Annotated in this window: 21 protein-coding genes and 1 pseudogene; 3 read left to right on the forward strand and 19 right to left on the reverse strand. The window is 43.7% G+C overall.

Annotated elements, in window-relative coordinates:
• Nucleotides 1-300: 300 nt before the first annotated feature.
• The 10 genes from NSU01_RS35185 to NSU01_RS35230 form a co-directional block, all read right to left on the reverse strand.
• A complete protein-coding gene (locus tag NSU01_RS35185; RefSeq protein ID WP_076243712.1) occupies nucleotides 301-5,832 on the reverse strand; it encodes an S-layer homology domain-containing protein in 5,532 nt (1,843 codons plus the stop codon).
• Between the two features lie 322 nt (nucleotides 5,833-6,154).
• A complete protein-coding gene (locus tag NSU01_RS35190) occupies nucleotides 6,155-6,823 on the reverse strand; it encodes a cyanophycinase (RefSeq protein ID WP_076243713.1) in 669 nt (222 codons plus the stop codon).
• Nucleotides 6,824-6,862: 39 nt separating this feature from the next.
• Entirely contained in the window at nucleotides 6,863-7,756 is an 894-nt protein-coding gene (locus NSU01_RS35195) for a DUF2785 domain-containing protein (RefSeq protein WP_076243714.1), read from the reverse strand.
• Between the two features lie 94 nt (nucleotides 7,757-7,850).
• Nucleotides 7,851-8,771 (reverse strand): YafY family protein, encoded by a 921-nt coding sequence (locus NSU01_RS35200; RefSeq protein WP_076243715.1) that lies wholly within the window; start codon nucleotides 8,769-8,771, stop codon nucleotides 7,851-7,853.
• A 51-nt stretch (nucleotides 8,772-8,822) separates the two neighbouring features.
• Entirely contained in the window at nucleotides 8,823-11,414 is a 2,592-nt protein-coding gene (locus NSU01_RS35205) for an FtsX-like permease family protein (RefSeq protein WP_042140562.1), read from the reverse strand.
• The gene (locus tag NSU01_RS35210) at nucleotides 11,411-12,094 is read right to left on the reverse strand and encodes an ABC transporter ATP-binding protein (protein ID WP_076243716.1); all 684 of its coding nucleotides are present in this window, start codon (nucleotides 12,092-12,094) and stop codon (nucleotides 11,411-11,413) included. The genes NSU01_RS35205 and NSU01_RS35210 overlap by 4 nt, the downstream gene beginning before the upstream one ends.
• Nucleotides 12,095-12,118: 24 nt before the next feature.
• Nucleotides 12,119-13,057, reverse strand: a complete 939-nt coding sequence (locus NSU01_RS35215; protein WP_076243717.1) for a VanZ family protein — start codon at nucleotides 13,055-13,057, stop codon at nucleotides 12,119-12,121.
• A gap of 101 nt (nucleotides 13,058-13,158) precedes the next feature.
• Nucleotides 13,159-14,160: a HAMP domain-containing sensor histidine kinase gene (locus NSU01_RS35220; RefSeq protein ID WP_076243718.1), complete on the reverse strand. Its 1,002-nt coding sequence runs from the start codon at nucleotides 14,158-14,160 to the stop codon at nucleotides 13,159-13,161.
• Entirely contained in the window at nucleotides 14,161-14,844 is a 684-nt protein-coding gene (locus NSU01_RS35225; protein WP_042141824.1) for a response regulator transcription factor, read from the reverse strand.
• Nucleotides 14,845-15,120: 276 nt separating this feature from the next.
• Nucleotides 15,121-16,110, reverse strand: coding sequence for a zinc-binding dehydrogenase (locus NSU01_RS35230; RefSeq protein ID WP_042140566.1), 990 nt, complete (start codon nucleotides 16,108-16,110; stop codon nucleotides 15,121-15,123).
• Between the two features lie 128 nt (nucleotides 16,111-16,238).
• On the opposite strand from NSU01_RS35230, the gene NSU01_RS35235 reads away from it, so the two are divergent.
• Nucleotides 16,239-17,093 (forward strand): LysR family transcriptional regulator, encoded by an 855-nt coding sequence (locus tag NSU01_RS35235; protein ID WP_076243760.1) that lies wholly within the window; start codon nucleotides 16,239-16,241, stop codon nucleotides 17,091-17,093.
• A gap of 93 nt (nucleotides 17,094-17,186) precedes the next feature.
• Here the strand turns inward: NSU01_RS35235 and NSU01_RS35240 are convergent, their stop codons facing one another.
• Nucleotides 17,187-18,131, reverse strand: a complete 945-nt coding sequence (locus tag NSU01_RS35240) for an MBL fold metallo-hydrolase (RefSeq protein ID WP_083705490.1) — start codon at nucleotides 18,129-18,131, stop codon at nucleotides 17,187-17,189.
• Between the two features lie 138 nt (nucleotides 18,132-18,269).
• Between NSU01_RS35240 and NSU01_RS35245 the strand changes: the two genes are divergently transcribed.
• Complete coding sequence (locus tag NSU01_RS35245; RefSeq protein WP_042140568.1) at nucleotides 18,270-18,683, forward strand: MerR family transcriptional regulator; 414 nt, start codon at nucleotides 18,270-18,272, stop codon at nucleotides 18,681-18,683.
• Nucleotides 18,684-18,782: 99 nt separating this feature from the next.
• Here NSU01_RS35245 and NSU01_RS35250 read toward each other — a convergent pair whose 3' ends face one another.
• The 8 genes and pseudogenes from NSU01_RS35250 to NSU01_RS35285 all read right to left on the reverse strand — a co-directional run bounded on the left by NSU01_RS35250 (nucleotide 18,783) and on the right by NSU01_RS35285 (nucleotide 25,039).
• A complete protein-coding gene (locus NSU01_RS35250; RefSeq protein WP_042140569.1) occupies nucleotides 18,783-19,187 on the reverse strand; it encodes a VOC family protein in 405 nt (134 codons plus the stop codon).
• A gap of 177 nt (nucleotides 19,188-19,364) precedes the next feature.
• Nucleotides 19,365-19,532 (reverse strand): annotated as a pseudogene (locus tag NSU01_RS35255) (HTH domain-containing protein); the annotation flags it as partial.
• An 84-nt stretch (nucleotides 19,533-19,616) separates the two neighbouring features.
• Nucleotides 19,617-20,534 carry an NAD(P)-dependent alcohol dehydrogenase gene (locus NSU01_RS35260; RefSeq protein ID WP_076243719.1) on the reverse strand — a complete coding sequence of 306 codons (918 nt, stop codon included), beginning with the start codon at nucleotides 20,532-20,534 and terminating at the stop codon, nucleotides 19,617-19,619.
• A gap of 23 nt (nucleotides 20,535-20,557) precedes the next feature.
• On the reverse strand, nucleotides 20,558-20,785 hold the full coding sequence (locus tag NSU01_RS35265; protein WP_042140571.1) for a helix-turn-helix transcriptional regulator: 228 nt from the start codon (nucleotides 20,783-20,785) through the stop codon (nucleotides 20,558-20,560).
• Nucleotide 20,786: 1 nt separating this feature from the next.
• On the reverse strand, nucleotides 20,787-21,233 hold the full coding sequence (locus NSU01_RS35270) for a hypothetical protein (RefSeq protein ID WP_042140572.1): 447 nt from the start codon (nucleotides 21,231-21,233) through the stop codon (nucleotides 20,787-20,789).
• A 224-nt stretch (nucleotides 21,234-21,457) separates the two neighbouring features.
• Nucleotides 21,458-23,701: a U32 family peptidase gene (locus tag NSU01_RS35275; protein WP_076243720.1), complete on the reverse strand. Its 2,244-nt coding sequence runs from the start codon at nucleotides 23,699-23,701 to the stop codon at nucleotides 21,458-21,460.
• A gap of 199 nt (nucleotides 23,702-23,900) precedes the next feature.
• On the reverse strand, nucleotides 23,901-24,236 hold the full coding sequence (locus NSU01_RS35280) for a helix-turn-helix transcriptional regulator (RefSeq protein WP_076243721.1): 336 nt from the start codon (nucleotides 24,234-24,236) through the stop codon (nucleotides 23,901-23,903).
• 5 nt (nucleotides 24,237-24,241) lie between these two features.
• The gene (locus tag NSU01_RS35285) at nucleotides 24,242-25,039 is read right to left on the reverse strand and encodes a DNA-binding protein (RefSeq protein ID WP_144026066.1); all 798 of its coding nucleotides are present in this window, start codon (nucleotides 25,037-25,039) and stop codon (nucleotides 24,242-24,244) included.
• 218 nt (nucleotides 25,040-25,257) lie between these two features.
• Between NSU01_RS35285 and NSU01_RS35290 the strand changes: the two genes are divergently transcribed.
• Entirely contained in the window at nucleotides 25,258-25,515 is a 258-nt protein-coding gene (locus NSU01_RS35290) for a helix-turn-helix transcriptional regulator (protein WP_081972309.1), read from the forward strand.
• The last annotated feature ends 126 nt before the right edge of the window (nucleotides 25,516-25,641 follow it).

Raw genomic sequence — 25,641 nt, forward strand, 5'->3', positions numbered from 1 at the left:
TCTCATATTAACTGAGAATTATTATCACCAATAAATTATAGCATATTTGCTTGCAAGCATTATTACGGCCGATGGTATCGGTGAAAACCTGGGCTGGGTATGTGACGAGAAAAACGCCGAGATGATGACAAAGAGCCTGTGGAATGACGCTCATAAAGGGATCAGAAATGAGATTGACTTCATCAATAAGACGGCAAATTAAGTGATCTATGTGATAGAACAGTCAGCAAAAAAGGTTCATCGCAGCAGTCAGCCGCGATGAACCTTTTCATAAGAACCAACTAAATGATAACAACTACATTAGAACTTTATAAAACCCGTAAGGCCTGGGAATTGACTTCCCGGAAATCCCGGAAAACCTGGAAATCCCGGATTTTCACCCTCTCCACCTTCTCCGCTTCCTTCGTCAGGCAAGATAAGCTCATAAGTCACATTTTGTGCCGGTACTAAGTTCATAGCATACTCATCAATTTCCGGTGCCCCGTCTAACGCCTTCCAGCCAATTCCAGTCACTCCTAATCCCCAGACAGATTTACTTGGAATCGTGAATTGTACGCCGAAACGATAGGTTTCCTCATTGATTAGCTTTTCTTCTTGTGTAAATGGATCAATGTAGATAAATTTCACCTTATACACATTTCTATCATAATATAGCTGGAGCGTCGTACTGCCATCTTCGTCAACCACTCCACTGCTTATGGTTGCATAATCGGTACCCGTTCCTTCTAGAGCATAGAATCCAGAGTAGGTTTTATGGGTTGCAGTTACCGTGTCCCCTACTATTCCTTCTAGCTCTTCTGTATCCACTAATTCAAATGGAGCATCAATACCCGTACCTCTTTGATAATGCTCCACCGTATACTTTTGCCGTTGTGCAGCCTCCGTCCACTGTGCAGTGTAGGTCAGATTTTCCGCTGGCATTTCACGATTCTCTGACGGAATTGCTGGTGACCAGCCTGTAAATGTATAACCTTCACGCGTTGGGTCAGATGGTATTTGATAAGGCATTCCTGCACTTAAATAGCTTTTTCCAGAAACACCATCAGCAAAAGTTCCTTCATTCGAATCAAACGTTAGCTCATATTTACGCTGTAGATATTGCCTCACTACAAGCTCATTTTTAGGACGTTCCGGATCTACTACAAATGTATAATCTGTTGGAAGACCCCAATCATCTGCTAACTCGTACTCATTGGGACTGTTATAATAGCCTGCCGCTTGGGTACGTGCATTGAACACTTTGTATGCAGTTGCCAGATAAATTTCACTGCCCACTTTCGAGAATTCTCCTTCGTAGCTGTCTCTTGAATAATATTCTACAAGTACCCTCATATCCTTCTTCAAATCGAAATAGGCCGTGTAGGTTTTCGGTGTAGCCGGAACAATATTATCCATTGATTCCCATCCAAGGAAAGTAAGACCTTTAATATTCGTCACATAGCTCGGAACATCCAAACTGGCCCCATACTTCATATATTCAATATATTGCGTTGCGGCAATTGGTACATCATCTGTTGCCTTCGAATAGTCAAGCTGGAAGGTTAGCTCGATCATTTCGCGTTTATATGAGTACTTGATTACAGTTGATCCGTCTGCCTTAATAACCACTTGAGTCTTTTGAGGCGTAATGAATCCTGGGATGTCTTTCGGACCTACTGAAGGTACAGCATTCGTTTTTCCTCTTAATTTTTCTGTATCAACTAATGTGTAGCCATCATCATATGAATTTTCAGTATAGGTTTCTACCAGATACGGCGTATCCGTAGCAGGTTGAAATGCAGCATAGAAATTAAGATCTTTGGCATCCATTACAGTTGGAAGCGGAACCTTCCAGCCTATCGTTCCCAGGCTCTCATTATACCAGCCTATGAATGTATACCCTAGCTTGGTAGGATCCGGGATCTGAGGAATTGCCGACAAATATTTACCACTAATTTGCCGCATAATTCTCATATCAGAAATTGGTAATTTTTCATCAAGTTCCTTTAATGTCATCGTATAGCTGTCTTTAAGATTATCATATGAGACTGTATAGGTACGAGTCAGAGGATCAGAACCTAATGATGCGCTTGGCCCGTCATAAGTGATATATAATTCTGTATCATATCCGGTTTCATCATCACGATCAGGTGTGATAGTACGGTTGCGGGGATCATACCTGAAGTTGTCCCTATTCGAGAAACTGATTCTAAAGTAAGAAACATCTTGTGGAGAAGAAGTCAGTTCACCATCGTGTAAATCCATCTTATCCATCATAAAGTATTCAAGTGGTAATTGATAAGACGTCTTTCCAAACTCACCATGCATCTCTATCGGCTCAACATCATCCTGTTCGTAAGAGAAATCCAGGATCGCGCTACGTGTACCCATTTCAAATAGAGGCTTCTCATAGGTCGTCGAGTAAGGTACGACCGAGAAGGTTCCCTTAAACGCCTGCGCAATAATTTTTATTTCTAAATACAGCCCGATCTCTGCATGATAAGCCCCTTTCATACTAGAAATCGCAGGTTTCCCTTCAGTCCTCTCATAATGATAATAGAAGAAGCCCCATAATTTTATATACCCTCCTAGCTCTGCTTGCACCCCTATACTATTAAGCTCCGTGGATAAGGCACCAACCTCTACCGTAAGACGAATCCCGGCTCTTAACCCTAATTCACCCATCGCATAGAAGGTAAAGTTATACTTTTCAGGTACAAGCGTAGTTTGAGAGTTACTAACCTCAGCTGCAATGATGCGCATATTGAAGCCATAGCGTTGACCATTTTCATACGTATATATAATTCCAACCGAGATATTAACCTTTGCACTAACTACGAACTCTGCCTTAAATACAATCTCAAAAATACCATTAACGACTCGCACTTGGGTCCTAAATATTTCTTGTGTAACGATATCAACCCAATCAATATCTTCATTGTCCAGGAAATCTGCATATAGATCCGGCAAGCTGTCTGAGATCTCATCAATTTCATTATCTGTGTGCTTTTCAGACTCTTCCATAACCTTCTTAATTTGTCTGGCGACGTTAATAACATCATCACTATTCCAATCAATATCTTCCTCTTTCTCGAATAGACCGAGATTGGCATCGAATCTTACGGCCGTATACGTATATACATCAAGATTGGCATATACTGAATAATCGACGGGTATTGAGAAAAACCAGAATTCTTCCCAGTAAATATTCCCACCAGCACTAAGGTTAACTGAAAATTCTTGCTCAAATGTCCCTGTTAATTTAATTTTAATTTCGTGATTTGCACTAACCTCGATGGTTACCTCTGCTTCAATTTGTAAAGCGGCGCGGATACCTGTTTTTCCTTCGAAGTGGTTTAGGTTCGGTGAAATATCTACCTTTACTTGTTCAACAGATACTTCCACCTTTGAGCCGGCTATCTTCATCAAGCTAGTACCTGCAGCTGCATTTTCACTGAGATACTGAATATCGCTGTCGCTGAACTGGTTATCTACATTAAGCTCCTTAAAGCTGTCTGTTTGCAGTGCCATCGACGCAAGATAGCCTGAAGCGCGCTTTGCAAATCCGCTATCCATTGCTTCACTAGTCATCTCTGCTTCAAGATGGGCAATGCTATCATCACTAAGCAGCTTTTCATTCTCTACTTTTTGATCTTTTTTATAATAATCGAATGAGCTGCGCATTGCTTCTTCGCTAATAGCCTCATAAGTAATCGTATACGTATTATTAGCAAGATTAACTGCTCTGATCTGTGCATAGTTGAGAAGCTGAGAGGCCTCACTCAATTCCCCTGTATAGAATGCGATGAAATCTCCTGGCTCGACGGTAAGATCTTCTTTGAAATTAAAGCCCGCATACTTTGCATCCGAGAAATCCATCGTTGATTCAGATACCGTGATTGAATTATTGTTCGGATCACCATCCGTATCCTCAGCAGCATTTACGGGTAAAACATCTGGTACAAAAATAATATCCGCTACATCTGGCGCGCCGTAATGATACTCATTGCCATTTTTGATTGAAAAAATTTGGACGTAAGAAATGTTTCCTTCATCCTCTAACGGCGCGCTTCCATTATGCTCACTTGGATTAGCACCGTCATAAATGGCAACGGTATCTCCTACTTCGATCCCGCCACCCTCATGAATGAAGTAGCCATCCTGAAAGTCGTTTACGGTTGTTTCCGTAGTTCCCTTATTGATCTCATACGTATATAACGGGTTCGCAATGAACTTAGCCTGCTGACCATCTTGACTCATCAAAGACACTTCAGCTGCACTTATAAATTTCAGGTCCGGATTGAATTTAAGATTGTTGACTTCAGCCTTAGCTGTCGTAAAATCAACTTCCCTTGTGGATGAATCATATTCCGTATCGCCTTCTTTGAATACTAAAGCATCTTCAGTCAATACGAGCTTGAATGTACCTCCCTCAGGAAATTGCTTACTCTTGTTATTGGCAGTAATAATGTATTCATTATCCACCTTAGTTATGGAAATACCTGAATACTTCACAAAATCAAGATGCGTAGATGCACTAAACCTAATCGCATTCTTAATCATAGATTCTGTTAATTCTCCAGAGCTATCAACGACTTTAATTGAAAATGTGCTTGGTTGATCCAGCTTACTAATCACAGGTATACTTTGAACTTCGAGTGCTTGATCCGATAATCTTTCGAATTTGGCATATAGTGTCATGTCGCTGGTTACAATTGCATCTGAAGAAACCTCCGTAGTAAACTCACTATCCGTATACCAGCCTAGGAACGTGTAATTTTCTTTTTGCGTAGTTGGTAATTCGCCTAGTGAATGACCTGCAACAACGTACCTATTCGCTATAGCGGTTCCGCCATTTGTATTAAATGTAATGGTGAAGGTTCCGCTAGTTGATGTTGGAGATGGAGTTGGAGTTGGCGTAGATACCGGTGTGGATGTTGATGTAGATGCAGATGTTGATGTTAATGTCGGTGTTGGTGTCGATGTGGATGTTGGGATCGCTGTGGATGCCGGTGAAGTGTTTTTCTTAATCACCTCATTACTGCGCATGACAAACGAAGCCGCTTCAGCACGAGTTGCATTGGAGGCTGGATTGAAATTACCGCTCCGGTCTCCATTGATTAGACCAGCTCTCCATAATGCTAATACAGCATCCTTTGCCCAGCTTGAAACATTACCAATATCGCTTGGCTCTGTATTAATAGGATTTCCTGTTTGATAGTCGATGTTAAATTCCTCGAAATATCTAACCATAATAGTAGCCATTTGCTCTTTAGTCACCGTATTGTTTGGTGCAAACTTACGATTGCCTACCCCTGTTACAATACCGTTCTTATTTGCCCATTCTACGTACGGTGCATAATAAGAACCCGCGGACACATCCGTGAATGAGGAGGCTGAGGTGTATTGGGAAGAATCAATTCCTGCTACACGTCCAAGAACAGTAACGAACATTGCACGTGTCATTGTGCCTTGTGGTGAGAAAGTGTGCTCCCCTGTACCTTGGAACAGGCCATTCTGATACACATAATTTGCTGCTTCGAAGAACCAATTGCCTTGCTTCACATCATTGAAAGAACTTGCTGTATTCCCATTCGTCAAATTCGGTGCGTCGGCAACCGGATTGATATTTTGCGCGATATTACTCCAGCCACTTGATAGCTCATTGGATGGAGGTAATTCCAACGATTCTGTTCTAGTCTCACTAGGATTGCTGGAATCACTAAAACTACTTGACCCGCTGAAACCATTCAGATCACTAGAGCTGCTCGTTTGCGCCGATGTCAAGCCTGGCGATACTAGGGAGACCAACAATAACACTGCAAACATTAAACTAATAATCCGTTTGTACAAAGACTATTCCCCCTAATAAATGAATTACATGAAAAAAAACGACTGACACCCTATGCAATGTCCAGCCTCTTGTGCATCCAATTGTTATATTCATTTATGTTAGCATAGCAATTTAACCCTCATCTGAAACTTAAAGAAAACTTTAACTTTAGCTTAAATAATGGAAGTAGAAATAGAGCGGAAATGATGTTCATCTAAAAAAAATAGCGGCAGAAGAGAGTTTATCTCTTCGCCGCTTACCGGGATACTCTGGATACAGGTCCATATTGAGAGGTGACTAATTATTATTTGAGCATTTCATTTCGGTAGCCCCTCTCCCTAATTAGAGCGTCTCAACCAATTTCTGAATCTTTGAGCGGGAAATTAAATATAAAGGACCCATTGTTTCTATTTTGCCGTCCTTTACACGTATAGCGCTCTCCTGTTCTGCCGCATAAACATCAATCTCTTCAGACAAGGGGAACAGGTAGCCTTGAACAAACGTGGCGTAGCCACGCTTAGAATGGGATTCATAGGCAAAATGATCAAAGCCAATCCCCTCATAAATAGTACTCGTTTCAACTTCATGACCAGTGTCATTCAAGCTTAACCATTGAGCAGACATGTTTAGCGCACCAGCGCTGGCACCCAGTATAACGGCATTGCTGTTCTTAATAACATCCGATAATTCATAATCTGCCAAGAAATCCTTCTGCAAAACAGGATACCCGCCGCATAATAAAATGACAGAAGCGTTGTGAATGAACCTCTGGGCATCCTCCTTCTGCATACGGTAATCAATGAAATGATATTCATCAAAAATAATGTTAGCCTGATTCAGCCATGTCCATTCAGAAAGTTCATCAAAGTTAATTGGCTCATCTGTGTAACCAGACGGGTCAGCGCTAATCATAACAAGCGATTGTCTGTCTTGTATATCCTCCTGCAAACAATGGACCAGCTTCTCTGGAAAAAAATGATTAAACCAACTGAAATAGTAGTGAGTACTCAAACTTAATTACCTCCATATGTATCATTTCTAGCGCACTTCTTAATTAGCCTCTTTAAAGCAGTTTAATTTAGCTTCAGCCGTCAGCATGGCACCGGTAAGAATAAGATTATTTCCGTCACTCCGGACCCTTGATCTGAAATACAGGCTGCGCACAAAATTTTTCCCGTTTACTCTGGCGACTCTCTGTGCGCGCGTATCCGGCCATTCCGTACACAGCGACAAGCTATGAATCCAGTCGGCAATCTCCTGCTGCGGAAGCAGCGCTTCGCTAATCATCGTGTCCACAATGCTGGCCATGCGCTCGTCTTCCTCCTCGTCAAAAATCCGGACACCGTTATGCAGCATCCCTGTAATCGCCCCCAGCACCTCGCGCTGCACCCTACTATCGCTTTCCGGACAGCGGATCAGCTCCTCCAGGGCATCCGCCCCGTGGGCCGCGGCATGAGCCCAGCCTTCAACTGCCAGATAACCGCGCAGGTCCTTCTCCTCCTGGTAGTAGCGAAGCAGCGAATACTTTAGATGCCGGAACTCATTTGGAGTCAAGAATGAATTATTCCTGTGCCGCTGTACAATAAGAACGACAGGCAGAACCGCAAACGCCCTGGTGAGTACGCTATTGTCATCTTCGGTTCCAATCCGATAGAACAAATGCCGGTCATCCATCAGGACAGCCAAAAGTTGCCGCATTTCCGCACAGGAGAACTTATTATCGCGCTTCAGCCATATGTGAAAAGTGGAATAGATATGCTCACGCAGCTCAGACTCCGGATCGCCAATATGGCGCAGCATCAGATTGGTAAAGTCTTGTAACCTTTCTCCCTCACGCAGGATATAGCGTTCCTCCTCCAATCTTTGCAGCTTCAGTATCAGTTCTATTCGTGTGTTCTCCGTATCCCATTCATTGCAATCATTGTACACAATGCCGGCTTTCATTTAATCGTTTCACTCCTAGCCTAGTTATAGCGGACGTTATGTATTTCTCCCGCCGATATCCCTACTATAGAACACAATGACTGACACCAGGGCGTCAGTCATTGTAGGATAGAAGCATATTCTGCATATATTGCTGCAGCTCCGCCCGTAATTCACGAGGCTCCAGCAGCTCGCACTCCTTGCCGAAGCTTAGAATGAATTTCAGCAGACCCTCCTCATAAGGATAAGTATCCCTCACGAGATAGAAGCCGTCTTCACGCCGGCTAATCTTCTCTTTCTCAAAATACTCGGGAAGCTGCGCGCCAATTCGCGGAGTGAATCTGAGCACAACCTGTATGTCCCGCTGCGAATAGCTTTGCTTAATAACCTCGGCGACCTGGTCTTCCGGCAGCTCTCTTTTTGCAAAAGGCGGCCCCTGTCTCAGTTGCTTAATCCGCACGAGCTTGAATCTGCGGTAGTCCTCTCTGACCCGGCAAAAACCTATCACATACCAATGGCCATGGCGAAAGTCAATCCAGCTTGGCTCTACCGTTCGCTCCAGATATTCCATATCCCTGTTGATATAGTCGAACACCAGCAGTCTGTTATCCGTGATGGCTTTGCTTATGATCCCCATGTATTCTTTAATTTCCTGCTCCATGCTGAAATGGGACATATCCAGAGTCAGCTTGTGCTTCTCGGGCTCCCGCTTATAGGTATGCTCAACCTTTAGCATGATGTCATTAAAAGCTTCGTTCCTGCCAAACAAGCCGTGTAAATTCTTCATTACAGCTACAAACGTATGAGCTTCATCCCGGTTTAAAAAGAGGCCGCTTATATTATAGCTGTCCATAATATAGTATCCTCCGCCCTTGCCGCTGGAGGAGGCAATTGGTATGCCGGCTTCGCTTATTTTTTCGATATCCCGGTAGATCGTCCGCAAGGATACCTCGAAATGCTCGGCAAGCTCCTTGCCCGTTGCCGTACCTTTACCGGAGATAATCAGCAGCATGGAGAGCAATCGGTCGACTCGCATGATTGTGTGTGACGTCGGGTGACGTCTCCTCCTCTGGGTGAAGTAAGTGAATCATATATTCTCTTGCTTTAATGCATCAATAATATTCTCCTTTTTTACTTTAGCTCCGGAATAAACAACCGCAGAGCTGACAATGACAAATACACACACAATGACAGACAGAATGCTCATCCAGGGCAGGGTGAACCCATAGCTGAATTTGTTCGCAAATGCTTTATAGATCAGAACCATCACGGCGAAACTGACAGGAAGCCCATACAAGAGCGACTTGACCCCATAAAAAACACTCTCATAGTTCAGCATTTTTGCAAACCCCTTTGGCGTCGCACCTACGGATTTCAGCATCGCAAATTCCCGTTTGCGAAGAGCCAGCCCTGTTGAGATCGTATTAAAGATGTTCGCAACGGAAATCGCAGAGATTAATACGATAAAACCGTAAGAAAAGACGTTCATCAGCAGAATCTGTTGTTCTTCTCTTATTCTGGATTGATATACATTGTAGACATTCAGATTGGTCTCATTCATCGCTTCAATTTCCTGCTGCGTTTTCACCGGTTCCGTGCTTTTCAAATGGAGGTACATCGAAGCGTTAGCCAGCTCCTCGCCGTCTGCCAGCCGATTCATGACGCGTTCCGACACGATCATATTTAACCCGCCTACGCCTACCGGGCTCATCCCCATCGGTGCCTTATCCGTCAATGCGGCAAATATCACTTTATTTGCCTTCGTTTCTTCCCCGCTCTCATTAAAAAAACTCGTTAGCTCGATATGTTGACCGATATTCGCATATATGGACTTCGTCTGAATATATTTACCCGTATCTATATCTTTGTAATGAATCGTATCCATCACGATTGCGGCGGGATGATCCAGATCCGTAAGCTGTTCGTAATCTGCGCCGACCGCTCTGGCATAGGCTTGCAGGCTCGAATCATTCAGTGCATAGAGCTTAATTTCGTAAGGGTATTTCCCGTCTTGCAGCATACTCTTATCCTGCTTAACCTTCTCTTGCAACTCGTCGGCGATGCTTGCTGCATCGACCCAAGCGTTCCTGACTAACTCATGACTGACGCTGTATTCCGTGACACCATCCAGAGATACAAGCGATTGCATCAACCGGTCATCTAGTCTTTCGCCATTACTGGACGACACTTCAATATCGTAATTGATGCCTTCCAGCGACAATGCCAGAGATTGTGTCAGGCCAGTCGTGAAAAACGATATCGTCAAAAACAAAACGATGCTGATGACCAGAGAAAAAAGAATAACATGATATCTTCGTTTGTTCCTTTTTAAGTTTTTCAGCCCGATTTCTGCTTCGATTCCAAAGAGCTTACGAATGATCTTCGACGTCTTCACTGCTTTGGCCGTAAGCTTTACGTCGGTGGTTTGGCGAATCGCGTCCATGGGAGATACCCTGGATGCTTTAATCGCCGGGAGATACGCCGAAACGAAAATCGTCAGCATCGAAACAAGACAAGTAATCAAGAGCAATAACGGCGTGACGATAAGCCTCAGCTTTTCACTAGTCCATAATGCTCCTTCAATCATTGTGTTCATGAACGAAAAGGTGATTCCGATTCCGGCAAGACCGCATAAGATGCCAATGGGAATGCTGATCAAACCAATGACGATACCTTCAAAAAATACGGAATTTCGCTTCTGCCTTTTCGTCGCCCCCACGCTCGCGAGCATCCCTAAATGGCGGGAACGTTCCGAGACGGATATCGCAAAAGCGTTATAGATGAGCCCAACCGAGCCAATTATAATGGCCCCCATAATGATTGCCGATAATGAGAACATCATGCTGGATGAGGCTCCGCTGCTGGACAAGCCATAATAACGAAGCAAATCGTTATTATATTGGACAGTGTCAATTTGGTTTTTCTCAGCCAGCTTCTCTGCATGTGCGAACAAGAACGGATTGACCTGCTGCAAGACCACCGACGCATCGACCCGATCGTCCCCCCCGATGATATGATCATCGACATAGCTAATGATCGTATAACCCGGGGCCCGAGCCGGTTCCGACACCGGAGGTTTAATGAAGCCTACCACCGTATAATCCTTAATTATGCTATGCTGTAATGTCTCGGTCAATGTGCCGTCTTCCCTGCGCAGCGGTTCCGTCTGATCCAGGGGATGATCGCCCCCTTGTTCGAATCGGTCGCCGACGCGAAGCGTTAGACGGTCGCCGATTTCGTACTTCACTTTGCCATTTGTTGCAACAGACTCGGAGATCACAACCTCCTTGTCCGTGTGCGGAAGACGCCCCTTGCTTATTTCAATCTGAAATTGTGTGAACCCTTGCACATCATATTCCTTAATGAACAAGTACGGCTTATTGGAATTTTGTCCCCCTTCTAATGGGGCATATCCAAGGTCTCTTGTGATTGCAACCGTTTTGGTTGCATCATCGCCCTGTATCGCCGCAAGCTGTTCCTTGGTTATATCTTGATACTGAATATGCCACTCCCCTGTATCTGTGATCGTTTGTCTGATCATTAAATCCGCAAAGGAAAAAATTAGCGTAATGACAGCGGTCATCATGGATACCGAAATAATTACGCCAAGAATAGTCACAAGTGTTCGTCTCTTGTTCTGCTTCAGATGCCGGATGGTTAATGTATTGACAATATTCATCGCCTTATCACCTCGTCTTTGGCAATCCTCCCATCTTCAATTGAAATGATTCTGTCGGCTTGCAGGGCGATCCGTTCGTCATGAGTGATTACGAGCAGGGTCTGATGATAGGTCTTATTCAGCATTTTCAATAAATCGACGATCTCGCTGCTATTCCTGCTGTCCAGATTCCCGGTGGGTTCGTCGGCCAGCATGATCGCAGGATTGCCGATGATCGCCCTGCCAATCGAGACACGCTGCTGCTGTCCGCCGGATAGCTGATTCGGCAGATGGTTTAATCGATGCTGCAAATTCAACGTATTCACAAGATCAGCCAATTGCTTTTGATCTACCTTTTGTTGATCCAGCAAGAGCGGCAGCGTAATATTCTCTTCCACCGTCAGGACGGGAAGCAGATTGAAAAACTGGTAGATCAGCCCGATTTGCCTGCGTCTGAAGATGGCCAGCTGCGTTTCGTCCAAGGTATACATATCCGTATCCTGAACATACACTTTCCCGCCAGTCGGTCGATCCACACCGCCCAGCATATGAAGGAGTGTCGATTTCCCCGATCCGGAAGGTCCGATAATTACGACGAATTCACCTTTTTGGACCGAAAAGGAAACATCATCAAGCGCCTTCACCGCCGATTCGCCTGTGCCGTATATTTTGGACAAATTTTCAATGGTTAGAATCTCCATTGCCATCCCTCCTTCCCTAGATGCTCAATTCCAGTTATATACCATCTCTCTATATCCAACATCCCAAAGGATTTCATTCCCCTCAATGGTTATCTTAAGCTCATTAGCCCCGGTGAGATGAAGGATCCTATTGTCCGGCTCATGGAGCTGATCTTCTGCAGATACAGACAGGAGCTCATGCCCGTCAACGGTAACCTTAAGGCTGCCCTGAAAATCCTTATGATCAGGAATTCCATAATTCAAGCTAAGATACAGATCTCCCTTATTGCCTAGCGAATACGTATATGTTTCCTTCTTTTTACCTTCGATGCCATACACATTATATTGGGGTGTCACGTCTTGACCGCCAATCTTAAGACTGTCCTGTTTGGTTCCCGTTACTCGATTTCCGGTACTATCTTCCCATTCGTTTATCGCTACAAAAGGGGCCAACTCTTTGGTGAACACTTGATCAACTACTCCGAAGACCCCCCACACGCCGATCATTAAGACAGCACTGGCAATTCCCGTAGCAGCGATATTTCTCCAGTAGTTTTTTGTACGGAAGCCAATCTTGTACGCCCCGAATCCAATAGCAGCGCCCAATGAGTTCTGTATGACGTCGTTCATGTCAAAGCTGCCGAGGAATGTTAGTGCCTGGATGGTCTCCACCACAAGAATGGACAGGATAAACCCTGTCATGAAGCGAACAAAGCTGGTGCGGTATAACAACGGAAACAGTATGCCCAAAGGTATGAAGGCTGCAAAGTTTCCAATACCCACCAAGTCCATCAGTGTCGGATGTAGAAGATCGGAAAGACCCGGCACCCTAAAAAAACCGTCCGGCAAAAAAATAAAGGTGTACTGACTGATTTGATCTACCTTATCCGCTCTGCCGAAAGCAAAAAGCATAAAATAAAGAATAATCAGGGCGTAGCCTATCGTGATAATAAAAGTAATCTTGCGCTGCTGCTTCATTTGCATGGTTGTACCTCCATTGTTCATCTGATGAATATCATTTTATCTGTCCAAAATGACTTTACAGTGACGTTGGAGGTGACAGTTCAGTCACTTACGGAGTGCTGTTAAATCACATGCTTATAAAATTTGATCCGAAACTCTGTACCAGTCCCGCTGTCGCTCGTTACATCAATCACGCCGTTCTGGCTTGCAATGATGCTGTGAGCCATCGCAAGCCCTATACCGATGCTTCCTTCATTAGCATTTTTTCCTTTATAAAAACGTTTGAAAATATAAGGCAAATCCTCTTTCGGAATGCCCTCTCCGTTGTCAGCAATAACGATTTCCGTAAATAGCACGTTGTCGGAAAATGTGATGGTAATCGCACCGCCCTCAGGTGTATGCTCCACTCCATTTTTCAAAATATTGATAACCGCTTCAGCAGTCCAACGGAAATCGCCGGCAAAAGAGACGTTGTCATCCCCTGTGATGGAAACGGTCTGTCCCTTAATATCCATCGGAATCATAACCGGCTCCAGTGCCTTTTCGATTAGGGTTCCCATGTGTATTCGATCTTTTTTGAACGGGATAGTTCCCGCTTCCATTTTCGCTAGCTTTAATAAGGATGAAACAAGCCAATCGATCCGTTCAAGCTGAATGCGAATATGATGGGTGAACTCCGTTCTTTTGAGTGAAGGCAGATCAGGGGCACTTAACAGATCTGCCATGACTGTCATAGAGGTGATCGGTGTTTTGAGCTGATGTGAAATATCGGAGATGGCATCGGTCAGTTGAAGCTTATCCCGCTGCAATAGCGAACGATGCTCGGAGAGCATGCGTGTCACCTTGTAAATATCATTCTTTAAGATGCTAAGCTCACCTTCTTGATTATCGCGAGGGTCAAGGGAGGCCTGGCCGCTGCTAATTTCCCGCAAATAGACGGACAGCTTCTCTAGCTCGTAATATCTCCGTTTTGTGAATAATAAAGCTGTGCCGGTAAGCAGCACGGATACAATAATAACCAGGGCTGCGGTGACAGACGAAATGAAAGCAGCAATGACGATCGCCGATAAGCTGATCGAACCCATGACGAGTAATAATATTTGATTTTCCCGATTGCGCAGCATCTAATCACCAACCTTATAGCCTAAACCGCGTACCGTTTTGATCAGAGCCGGCTGCTCTGGATTATCCTCCAGCTTTTCCCTTAGCCTTTTGATATAGACCGTTAACGTGTTGTCATTCACGAAGTCCCCGGCCACGTCCCAGATTTGCTCCAAGAGCTGATTCCTGGTGAGGACCTGTCCAACGTGGTTGCCAAAGATCAGCAATAAGCGGTATTCCAAGGCGGTTAGCGAAATTTCGGCACCGTTTTTATATACTTTGCCTTCCAGCGTATGGATGCGCACATTGTCAATGTCAATGACCGCTCCGGCATGGGACAGCTTCTGGTATCTCCGCAAGACGGACTTGATCCGGGAGAGAAGCTCGCGAACCCGAAAAGGTTTGGTAATGTAATCATCGGCTCCCATATCGAGTCCCATCACGACATTGACCTCATCATCAATCACTGTTAAGAAAATGACCGGGATATCGCGTCGTTCCTTCACCATCTTGCATAATTCATAGCCAGTTCCGTCTGGAAGCTGTAAATCGAACAGGCACAAAGTGAACTGATCGATGTCTTCGGCGAGCACCTTTCGGGCTGAAGCGGCATCATGGCAGAGAACGGTCCAATAACCCTCTTGCTGCAGCGAATATTCCAGTCCCGACGCGATCGTCTTATCATCTTCAACTAATAATATTTTCATCTGAAGGTCATCCTTATGATTGATTTTAGAACATTTAATGAATTCCACGACTACACAATCTCTTTGAGTCATTTAATTTACCTGATGCCATATTAATGACTTTCACAACTCTGAAGGGGCAAGATAGGGACAAAAAACACCCCACAACGCTAAAGATATTCTTTGCTCAGATTTATATCGCTTTTGTCGCGGACGGTCATAACCTGAACTTTATTATGGTCAGCATAACATTTAGCCTGAACCGCTTCTTACGACCTCATTTGCCCTGTTGTCTGTTCAATCTATTCTTATTCCAATATTACCGAACTGCTCCCCCTTCTGCATTCTGTGAAATGCCTGAACTGTATCTTGTAAAGGATATACTCGATCAATGATAGGACGAAGCAAGTGGCGTTCCATAAATTGAAGCATAGCAGCAAATTCTTCACTACTTCCCATGGAGGTACCAATGATACTAATTTGGGGAAAAAATATGGACCGCATCGGGATCTCCATTCGATCTCCCGAGCTTGCCCCAAACGTGACAATACGGCCACCCGGTTTAATAATGTCAAAGTAATGTGGGAACGTCGCAGGTCCGATGCTGTCGAGGATGAGATCGACGGTGTCTCCATCCATACTTTCCCTCCAATCGCTATGACTGTCAAATGCATGGTCAGCCCCATTAATGAGTGCAGCTTGTCTTTTCGTTTCACTACGTGATGTCACACTAACACGCGCACCCACCGCTGAAGCCATCTTCATGGCATAAGTCGCAACACCACCACCAATGCCAGGAATAAGGACGTGTTCACCTTGCTGTAAGCGGCCTCTCGTGAACAGAGCTCGATAGGCCGTCAAGGCGGACAGGGGTAGCACACCCGCTTCTTCCCAGGACAGGTAAGCTGGCTTGCTGATGACATTTTGCGCAGGAATGATGATAGACTCGGCGAATGTACCATCTGAAGGACCTCCTACAATGGCTGGAACATACGGAACATTATCGGCGGATTCCCATCCGATACATGGATTAATGATGACATCGGCACCTAATGGATGGCTGAATACGCCTTCACCTACTGCTTCTATCCTGCCCGCGCCATCAGAACCAATAACCAGAGGGACATCCTGTTCTGTTCGATCTGCCATGATGAACAAGTCCCTATGGTTCAGCCCTGCAGCCTCTATCCTTACTTTTACTTCGCCAACCCCCGGCTTTTGGTCCCTAATATCTTTATATTTCAAGCCCTTCAGGCCACTTTGTCCAGCATGTACAATTGCTTTCATCTTGATTACTCCCTTAAGTCGTTATTAATGAATCTATATTAAATTGTACATAAAGGATATAATCCAGTAAAATGATCAAAACTGAAGGCGACTATCATAAAGAATTATACCAGGCAGGTGACATGGAAATGGAAAGTGGAGATTTGAAAATATTTCAAGCTGTTGCTCGCGAGGGCACCATAACGAAGGCCGCGCAAGTCTTGAACTATGTGCAGTCCAATGTGACGAACCGGATTCAGTACCTTGAGGCTGAGTTGAAGCTCCCTCTTTTTCGTCGATCCAATCGGGGGATGACGTTAACGCCGGCAGGTGAGAACTTGCTGGAGTATACGGATAAAATACTGACTCTGATGGACGAGGCTGTGAAATCCACACAATACTCGGAGCATCCTGCGGGCCTTCTCCGCTTAGGTTCCATTGAAACGACAGCAGCTATTCATCTGACTCCTCTTCTGACCAAGTATCACTTACGATATCCCGATGTCAAACTATCGCTCATCACTGGCGAAACGCATGGTCTCTTACAAAAGGTGCTTGATTACGAACTAGATGGAGCCTTTGTCTATGGACCCATTGACCAGCTTGATATAGAACATGTTGTGGCTTTCAACGAGGAGTTGGTGCTGATCTCGGAACCGGGTAAGAGTGACATGCGCGAATTGCTTACGAAGCCGATGTTGTTCTTCGACGTTGGATGTACACATCGTGCAAAAGCTGAGAAATTCCTAGGAGAAAGCGGGATGAGCTCTTATCAGATTATGGAGTTTGGAACGTTAGAAGTAATTCTAAGTGGTGTAGCCGCTGGATTCGGCGTGTCTATGCTGCCACAATCGTCAATTACCAAGGCGGAAGAGGCGGGTCAAATATCTTCCCATCGTCTTCCTGAAGGGTACCGGGACTTGCATGTATGGTTTGTACATCGCCGGAATTCCATTTTCTCCAGTGCGTTGTCAAGATTATTCCAAATGATTCAACAGCCATAGACATGCCTAACCTACTGAATAAGAAGTGGTGGTAGACCAACATCAGCAACTTCCATTACTTCGTTTTTTTCAAGATCTCTATTTCATGTTGTCTCATCTGTTGTTTTGAACAAGCATACTGTTAAAGAGCCAGCGAAAGTTCCAGCTGAAATACTGGGGCAGATGCCAATCCTCATAGCCTTTTAAAACCCCTTGTTCCAGCCAGTAAGACTCTGATTTCCCGCTTTTTACAGCTCCAGAAACATAAGTGATCGTTTTCTCCAAAAATTGTATGACATCCGTGATTCGATCTGAATTAGATACATCTCCATGTCCCGGAACGACAGTATTGACCTTGAGGTCTTTTTGAATGCGTTTAAGGATGCGTATCCAAGCGTATGGATTACCGTAGGGTATGACCGGAATGGTCTTAGTCGATATTAAATCACCAGCGATCAAGGTTTGCTCTTCTGGAACGTACACAACAGCATCACTTAAAGAATGACCGCCTCCGTAAGATAAAACTTCGATTGATCGCTTTGTTCCTTGAATAACGAGTTTATCGTCAAAAGTTATCGTGGGGATCACCCTGCATAGGGAAGGGATGGCATCATAAAGGGCCCGCTGTACCGAAAGATCATAGTCGATTTCAGTTAGCATGTGGGGATCTCTTTGCTTTGAACGTACATGATTTAGGCTAGTCATTAACTTTTGAATGTTTTGCTGCATGAAATCAACATTCACTTCACCCATATCTGATAGCAAATCTCTTGTCCATACAGTAGATATAAATTCGCTTTTCATAAATTCCTGATTGCCGTTGACATGATCTCCATGAAAATGTGTATTCACTACATATTTAACCGGTTTGTTTGTTAGTTGTTCAGCAGTATGACGTAACAAAGCACCAGAATGCGGCAGGTTGGTTGTATCCACTACAACGGTTAAATCCCCAAGATCAATAATTGCTGCATTCCCCAGAGAACCGCTGCCTGGAACCGAAATAGCACCCCAGATCCCTTCCGCTGCTTGTTGAATCGTGAAATATTCGTTGTTCATTGTTACACCCCTTAGTGTTTGTTCCTGTATTTCAATTCGTAAAGTTAACTTACAAGTTAGAGTCAACTAGAAGTCAAGAGAGTTTTCAGGGTATAATATTTTTCAATACCAGCATTAAAAAGGAGGGACAGAAATCGGATGCTTACGATAAGTCAGGTGTCAGTACAAACGGGATTAACTCCTTATACGATTCGTTATTATGAAAAAATCGGGGTACTACATGAACCCAAGCGTAGTAGTGGAGGGGCACGTGTCTACAAAGAAAGCGAGGTATCCTACATTCAATGTCTAAATAAACTAAAAAAATTGGGCTTATCGCTTGAGGAGATTACGGAGTTTACTCGTGAGGGCTGTGTAATGGATAAAATTCAACAAGGGGAGAATCCCTCTAATTATAATCCTACCTTAAAAAAGCGGATTGAAATCCTTGAGAAACATCTGATGGGACTGGAATCCAGGCGGCAAGAAATTGATTACATGATTTCTCTCGCCGAAGAGAAACTTACCCTATACCAGGAACTTACGAAAGAAGACATAGTAAATACTAGATAATAGCGGCGTAATCCTGCGTGAACACTGCAGGGTGTCTGATGTAGAAAATCAGACACCCTGTGCCAGTTACTCGACATAACCCTCATGAGGATCAGTTAATCAATGCCTGCCACTAAACCGTTTAATCGCTTCCTCGGTCACCGGCTCGAAGAGGTTTACCAGGTTGCCGTCGGGATCACGGAACAGCATAGAACGGTTTCCCCACGGCATCGTGGTCGGTTCTTTTACCCAATCATGGACAATTGGCTTCAAGCGTGCGTATTCGGCTTCGACATCGTCGACGCGGAACTCGATGATGACAGTGTGATTGCTCGCTGCCACTACGGAACCAGTGCCGAATAGCTGCGCCGTTTGGGAGTGGCCGATTGCCAGGGTACATGCCGGCATAACGAGTTCGGCAAAAACAGGCGCGGGGTGCACCGCCGAAACACCCAGGACTTTTTCATAGAACTCGGCGAGACGATTAACATCGTCGGTAATGATGCGTACAGAAGCAAAATTCACAAAACACCCTCCTTCCTATACTCCTTTATGTTTACATACCTGATAATAAAACAACGCTACTGACAGCGTTATGTCAGTAGCGTTCTGAAATTTTCAGGGCTTCCTCACGAATCTTATTCCGGAATAATTCAGGCTCCAATACGATTACACCCGCTCCCCAGCTGAGCACCCATTGCAGCGAAGCTCGATAAAATCCGTCCCTATGTGTAAGGTCACGGCTTCCTCTATAGTGAAGCTGATCGGCGGCAGAAAATATCCCTCCATTAATGAATACCCTGTACCTGTAGTGCCTATAATCGGTACACCTGCTTCGCTGATCGCCTGAATATCCCGATAAACGGTCTGTTTTATTCATTGCTGCCCCCTCGAAACAGTATGCTGTGCAACAGAATCTTGCCCCTACTTATGATAAGCGTAACCGCACTTTCACTAACGGCAAGTTTCACTTACAGTAATAACGACATTCCCCTTCTTATGTTTTTGTTCGACATAACGATGGGCATCCGGAATTTGTTCCAGCGAATAGCATCTATCGATAACTGGCTTAAGGGTACCGGCCTCAAGCTGCTCTTGGAGGAAGATAAGATCTTCAACGCGAGGCTTGTGTGACATATCCACACTCACATATTTCCCGTTCGTTCGCAGTGCTTTTTTGAATGTCGATTTTTTGATTTTCGATATCGTTTTCCCAACGGCATCAAAGATTAAATCATAGCTTTCTTCAAGCGCCATGAAATCCTGTTTCGTATAATCTATGACCCGGTCGGCTCCTATAGATCTTACCATCTCAAGATTAGCAGTACTGCATACCCCTGTTACATCTGCCCCGTAATATTTGGCAAGCTGCACCGCATAAGTCCCCACACTTCCAGAGGCTCCATAAATAAGAACCTTCATTCCGCTCGCGATATTCCCCTTCCTTAGAAAGTTCAACGCGGTTATCCCCCCGATGGGAACAGCGGCAGCCTCCTCATAGCTCACATTGACCGGTTTCATGACCACCAATCCATCTTCAGGCAGACATTTGTACTCGGCATATGCACCGAAGCCAAAACCACAAGACGCAAATATTTGATCACCGTTCTTAAATCGTGTTACATCTTTGCCTGCGGCTTCAACTTCCCCAGCTAACTCAAACCCCAATATCGTTATTTTTTTAGGCCTTAAGAGACCATTGTACAATCTTGCAAGGAATGGGTCGGCCTTTCGCATACGCCAGTCCCCCGCTGTTACCGTTGCCGCATATATTCTGACAAGGACTTCATTATCCTTCGGTGTAGGTTTCTCTAGCTCCTTCAGATGAAGCACATCAGGCGTTCCGTATTTGGCATATACCATTGCTCTCATCCTTTACCCCCTATCTATTTCCCTCATGGCTCCTGTGAGTTTTCCCCGTAAAAGAATACCTCTTCAAGCGGCAGGTTAAAGGCGTGAGCAATACGAAAGGCCAACTCCAGTGAAGGAGAGTAATTTCCTTTTTCAAGAGCTACGATCGTTTGTCTGGTTACACCTACCTTGTCGGCCAGCTGCTGCTGGGTCATTTCATTAAGATTGAATCGTAATTTTCTGATGTAATTGCCAACAGGAACTTTACCCATCTTAGACTCCTCTCCTGTAGTAATACAGTCTCGATATTGAACCGGTTACGTCTGAAAGAAATCCAGCGACGATTAGGACGATGAACATCACCCTCAAAGGCTGGTCTGTAACCAATGAGCCCATAGCCAGAAGGAAGCCACTGACAAACATAGCAAATGAATTTCGAAAGGCCAACAAGTCGATGCGCTTATCCAGTTCGTCCGCGAATGTAGGTTCCTTTTCACCCGTAGTCATACGGAAGATGATGTTAAAAACAATGCTGATCACGATATGTGCCGCGATGGAAACCAAGGTCAATACAAGAATGAAGGATCCCCAGTAATGGAAGGTTACTTTTGAATCCAACACCTCATTGGGATACTGTGGGTATCTGTACAGCAAATACACTGTAAAAATGAGTATGGTGCTGATTAGCGATACGATGCTCTTCTTTTCTTGATAAGTCATGTATGACACCGCCTTTAGTAAAGTGTACTAAACACAATGTATACCAAACTATACATCAAGTCAACTCTGTTATACAAAATTAAATGAAAAAAGATTAAACCAACCTTCTCCACACCTATATAGAACGAAATTGAAGGCCTCACTATTCCTTCATACCTTAACCCATTCGCTATTCACTCTGCACTCGTCCCGCCATCATATAGCCAGAACCATCCCTTGGCTACCTACACAATCTCTTTATTAAAATGTCCTCTTGTGTCTGTTTCCTGATTAAAGACAGCATTATTCATTGAGCCATTTAATTTGCCTGAGGCCATATTAATGACTTTCACAACCTGCTCTTTGGATTCAACTGTGAAGTTTAATCTGAGCGCCTCGATTCCTTTGATGTTTGGTAGCTCATCCAACAGATTAAGCGTCTTCCCATTAAGGAGAGTCGTTGTACAATCATTATGGGAAATGATAGGGAATGTTCCGTGCTCATCTTTTAACTCATAGCTCTTCGTTTTGCAAATTCTGCATTGATTCATTTTTTTCATCGGACAATATTTCGTAAACATCAAAGGAGCCCTGCCATATACAATCATTTCCAGTGCAGGATAGCCGTCATTTTCTTTATAATAGGCATTCATTAAATCTTCAATTTGGCTCTTATTCAATTCATAAGATAAAGTGACTCGTTTAGCACCTAATTTATATAATTCATAGCAACTAGTGGCATTAATAACATTTAGAGAATAGTCCGTAACAAACGGGTTTGTTTCTCTATAGTGATTAATCCCCCCATATCCTCCAATTAGTAGCTGTCCTTCTTGTTCCTTATAATCATTCTGATTTCTTCTAACCACATTTTCGTAATAGATTTCCTTAATTCCACAGCTCACGCAAGCATCGTACTGTTCCTTAGTCGTTACAGAGGCCGTAAGGTATGGTTTTCCAGGGGTAAAGCTTATTTTTTCTTTTGCTTCCAAAGCCTTGGTTCTTTTCTGCTGGCTGTTAAGCTTTAAGTCATACAAGCCCAGTACAATATCTCTTCTTGCTGCATTTAACAGTTTAGCTGGAATAAATGCATTGCATTCCTCATAATCGACATGATGAAGTTCGAATATAGTATCATTCAATCTTGAGAATTGCTTGATTACCTGGTCTTTCGTTGTTGGATTATTAATGGCTTCGCCCAGTATTTCCTCGCTTTCATAGGAATAATTAAAGCCTAAGCCCTCCGCATCTATGACAAGCTTTGAATCTGGACATGCATATACTCTAATATCGAGGTTAAACCGCTTAAATTCTTTTTCCAGTGATGCTTCTAATTCTTTGTTATAGAAATAATCCTTCGTTTTATAGACTAAATCTCCCTTAGACATCTTTTCTTTGATTTTGATATAGCAGACATCCTCTGCTTTATTGATTAATTCGCCATCTTTATCGTACAGTTTGGCAACCGTTAGATTAACATCTTCATTGTTGTGACTGATTCGGATGGTATCGTTCTGATTTAAAGGACGTGTAAGTGTTATTTCATACATGTCTTTAACAATCCCGCTGATTGTTCCAATTTCATAACCAAAGTTATTAGGTCTTAAGATGTTTGTAATATTTCTCCTGTCTTCGTGAAACAAATACCCTTTAGTAAATGTTCTATTGAATGTTTTTTTCAGATTTTCTTTGTCTTCTTCGGTTATTTTATGATCTAAGGCCTTGCGATATTTGGATACAACATTAGCAACATACGTAGGCGCCTTCATTCGGCCTTCTATTTTTAAAGAATCGATTTCTTTTAAATCATGGATATAATCGATGGTGTTTAAGTCCTTAGTAGATAGAATATAGCTTTTCCCTAAAGATGTATCTGTTGTCTTATCGATTAGTTCATACTCCTTACGGCATGAACCCACACATCTTCCGCGATTTGCGCATCGATTGCCGAGTAATCCTGACATTAGACAGTTTCCCGAATAAGATACACATAAAGCACCGTGAACGAAAATTTCTAAAGGTATTTCAGCTATTCTTTTGATCTCTTTTACTTTTTCAACCTTGACCTCACGGGACAGAACAACTCTTTTCGCACCAAGTTCTTTAAATAATAAAGTTCCGTCTAGATCGTCGATTCCCATTTGAGTTGAACAATGTGCTTCCATATCAACAAAGTTTTTAACGATATAATCGAAAGCAGTCAGGTCCTGGACGATAATGCCATCAACACCGATTTTATTTAATTCGTGTATCTGCTCTTTCATCTCTTCAACTTCGTTTTCAAAAACGATGGTATTCATGGCAACATAGATTTTAACGTTCCTCAGGTGCGCATACGTAACAGCCTCTTTTAACGATTCTAGATCAAAATTAGATGAGTATGCGCGTGCACCAAATTTTTGCATTCCTAAGTATATGGCATCACAACCATTAGATATTGCAGCTTTTAAAGCCTCCATATTGCCTGCTGGAGCTAGTAATTCAGTCATTTCTTCCTCCTTGTGACCCATAAATTGTACGCTAGTTAAAGCGACATTTCTTTATTAAAGATTTTTTTGTTACGCCTCAAACTTCAGACTATTGCCATTAATCATAAAATAAGAACTATACTTAAGCTACCGCAAAACGCACAAGCCAATGGCTTGTGCGCTTGTTTTAAATGACCTCATTTGCTCTGAGGGACGTATCTCATAATAATTCTTTAAGTACATTTTTCGCCACGCGTATCTTCTCATCATTAGCGTCACGAAGCATACCTACAATATCCTGAATATCGCTCTCAGCTGAGGTAACCATAAACTCTTCATTCTGATACGCAAACAGCTGAACTAAATTAACTTCAAGCGATTCCGCTATCTTATGTAAATTCAATAAAGAAACGTTCTTCTCACCACGCTCAATCTGCCCTATGTATGAAAAATGAAATCCGCCTTTCTCCCCAAGCGCCTCCTGCGACAAGCCCTGCTCTTTCCGAAGAGCACGAATCCGGGCTCCGACGAGCTTCAGTATTTCCTTATCCATCACGGTATTCACCCCTTAATTAACGCCTGAACCTCGTTCACCTGCTCCACCGTTGCCCAATCGCGTAACGATTCAAAGAGCGCCAGACTTCTAGTAGAATGACTGTCGTTCCCCGACCGATAGGCCAGCCTCACTGCTTGCAGTATCTGCTCCAGTGCTTCCACCATTCTTCCCGCCCGCTTATAGTACAGCGCCAAATGATGACTGAAGCGATAAAAGTGTTCTAGATTTCCCTCATCCTCATATGTGCTGAATTCTGCTGTATGCTCCGCGAACATCATCAGCAACTCGTCCAAATCCAGCCCATACCGCAGCGCAGCCTGCAGAATCACATCCAATCCGGGCAGTACTTCTTCTGGATTCTCTCGCAGAAAGGCAGTATAAGAAGTCAGAACGCCCCCCCGCCCAGACATAAGTTCAAGTGCATATCCGTTTGCTTGTGCTAGAAATCGGAATTCCTCTACAACTTCCAGCCCGTCCTCACCTAGATCCTCCAACCATCCCAACTCGGCATACTTATCTATGTATGCCCGTGCTTCCTCATAGTTCTCTTTCGTTTGATAAGCCATCCCCCGAGTCAGATAACTGAATCCGTAATAATAGACCAGTGGATGCTCTAGCCCGATTGTCAAAAGTGGTGAAGCTTTAGCCTTCCGATACTGCTGTTCCTGATACAAGTACTGCACACATTCATACAAAATCTCCGATGTCTCAATGACTTTGTCCCACTTCTCCAAGCGGCAAGCCATCTCTATCATCTCCACAATAACATCAAGGTTGAGTGATTTTAGAAAGGAAGGGCGCACGGGTAGGGCCTCCTTTAGACTGTAAGAATATTTTTAATTAGATGAAGGTACGTTATCTGTAAGGCATGTTTTGGGCTGAGCAACTTTGAATCATAGAGAAACTACAGGGAAGTGCAGAAGAGGCTCGAAATATGTATATTTTTTACTTTTTGTTGAATACTTTATCTGTCACGACCATTATATCAGATTGATAATGGACTTAAAAGGGGTTATTTTCCTTGAGCGATCCGTCCAACATCATTAAGCAGATAATCGGAAAAACCGTTAAAGCTATACGTATCAAACAAGGTTTAAGCCAAGAAGATCTGGCCCATGAATGCAATGTCGACCGATCCTACATTTCCATGATTGAGGTTGGCAGAAATGAGCCTTCCGTCACGAAAATATTTGATCTCTGCAAGGGACTGAAAATCAAACCATCTGATTTTTTCAAGCTGATTGAGATAGAGTATGAGAAAGTGCAAGAGAACGAGTGAACAAAAATAAGAGCGGTGCATGAAGCTGTTTAGCTTATGTTCCGCTCTTACTGTTATTAAGGGAATTAAAGAGGCTTCATAGATATTGGCGTCCTACTTGTTTTAACGGTAAATACACATCGTTCC

Origin of the sequence: Paenibacillus sp. FSL H8-0259 (assembly GCF_037963255.1) — a bacterium.
GTDB classification, from domain to species: domain Bacteria; phylum Bacillota; class Bacilli; order Paenibacillales; family Paenibacillaceae; genus Paenibacillus_AQ; species Paenibacillus_AQ phytohabitans.

Bases quoted from the DNA above. Each gene is read 5' to 3' on its own strand.
- NSU01_RS35195 (WP_076243714.1), bottom strand. From the start codon at position 7,756: ATGAAAGCCGGCATTGTGTACAATGATTGCAATGAATGGGATACGGAG.
- NSU01_RS35200 (WP_076243715.1), bottom strand. From the start codon at position 8,771: ATGCGAGTCGACCGATTGCTCTCCATGCTGCTGATTATCTCCGGTAAA.
- NSU01_RS35205 (WP_042140562.1), bottom strand. From the start codon at position 11,414: ATGAATATTGTCAATACATTAACCATCCGGCATCTGAAGCAGAACAAG.
- NSU01_RS35210 (WP_076243716.1), bottom strand. From the start codon at position 12,094: ATGGAGATTCTAACCATTGAAAATTTGTCCAAAATATACGGCACAGGC.
- NSU01_RS35215 (WP_076243717.1), bottom strand. From the start codon at position 13,057: ATGCAAATGAAGCAGCAGCGCAAGATTACTTTTATTATCACGATAGGC.
- NSU01_RS35220 (WP_076243718.1), bottom strand. From the start codon at position 14,160: ATGCTGCGCAATCGGGAAAATCAAATATTATTACTCGTCATGGGTTCG.
- NSU01_RS35225 (WP_042141824.1), bottom strand. From the start codon at position 14,844: ATGAAAATATTATTAGTTGAAGATGATAAGACGATCGCGTCGGGACTG.
- NSU01_RS35230 (WP_042140566.1), bottom strand. From the start codon at position 16,110: ATGAAAGCAATTGTACATGCTGGACAAAGTGGCCTGAAGGGCTTGAAA.
- NSU01_RS35235 (WP_076243760.1), top strand. From the start codon at position 16,239: ATGGAAAGTGGAGATTTGAAAATATTTCAAGCTGTTGCTCGCGAGGGC.
- NSU01_RS35240 (WP_083705490.1), bottom strand. From the start codon at position 18,131: ATGAACAACGAATATTTCACGATTCAACAAGCAGCGGAAGGGATCTGG.
- NSU01_RS35245 (WP_042140568.1), top strand. From the start codon at position 18,270: ATGCTTACGATAAGTCAGGTGTCAGTACAAACGGGATTAACTCCTTAT.
- NSU01_RS35260 (WP_076243719.1), bottom strand. From the start codon at position 20,534: ATGAGAGCAATGGTATATGCCAAATACGGAACGCCTGATGTGCTTCAT.
- NSU01_RS35265 (WP_042140571.1), bottom strand. From the start codon at position 20,785: ATGGGTAAAGTTCCTGTTGGCAATTACATCAGAAAATTACGATTCAAT.
- NSU01_RS35270 (WP_042140572.1), bottom strand. From the start codon at position 21,233: ATGACTTATCAAGAAAAGAAGAGCATCGTATCGCTAATCAGCACCATA.
- NSU01_RS35275 (WP_076243720.1), bottom strand. From the start codon at position 23,701: ATGACTGAATTACTAGCTCCAGCAGGCAATATGGAGGCTTTAAAAGCT.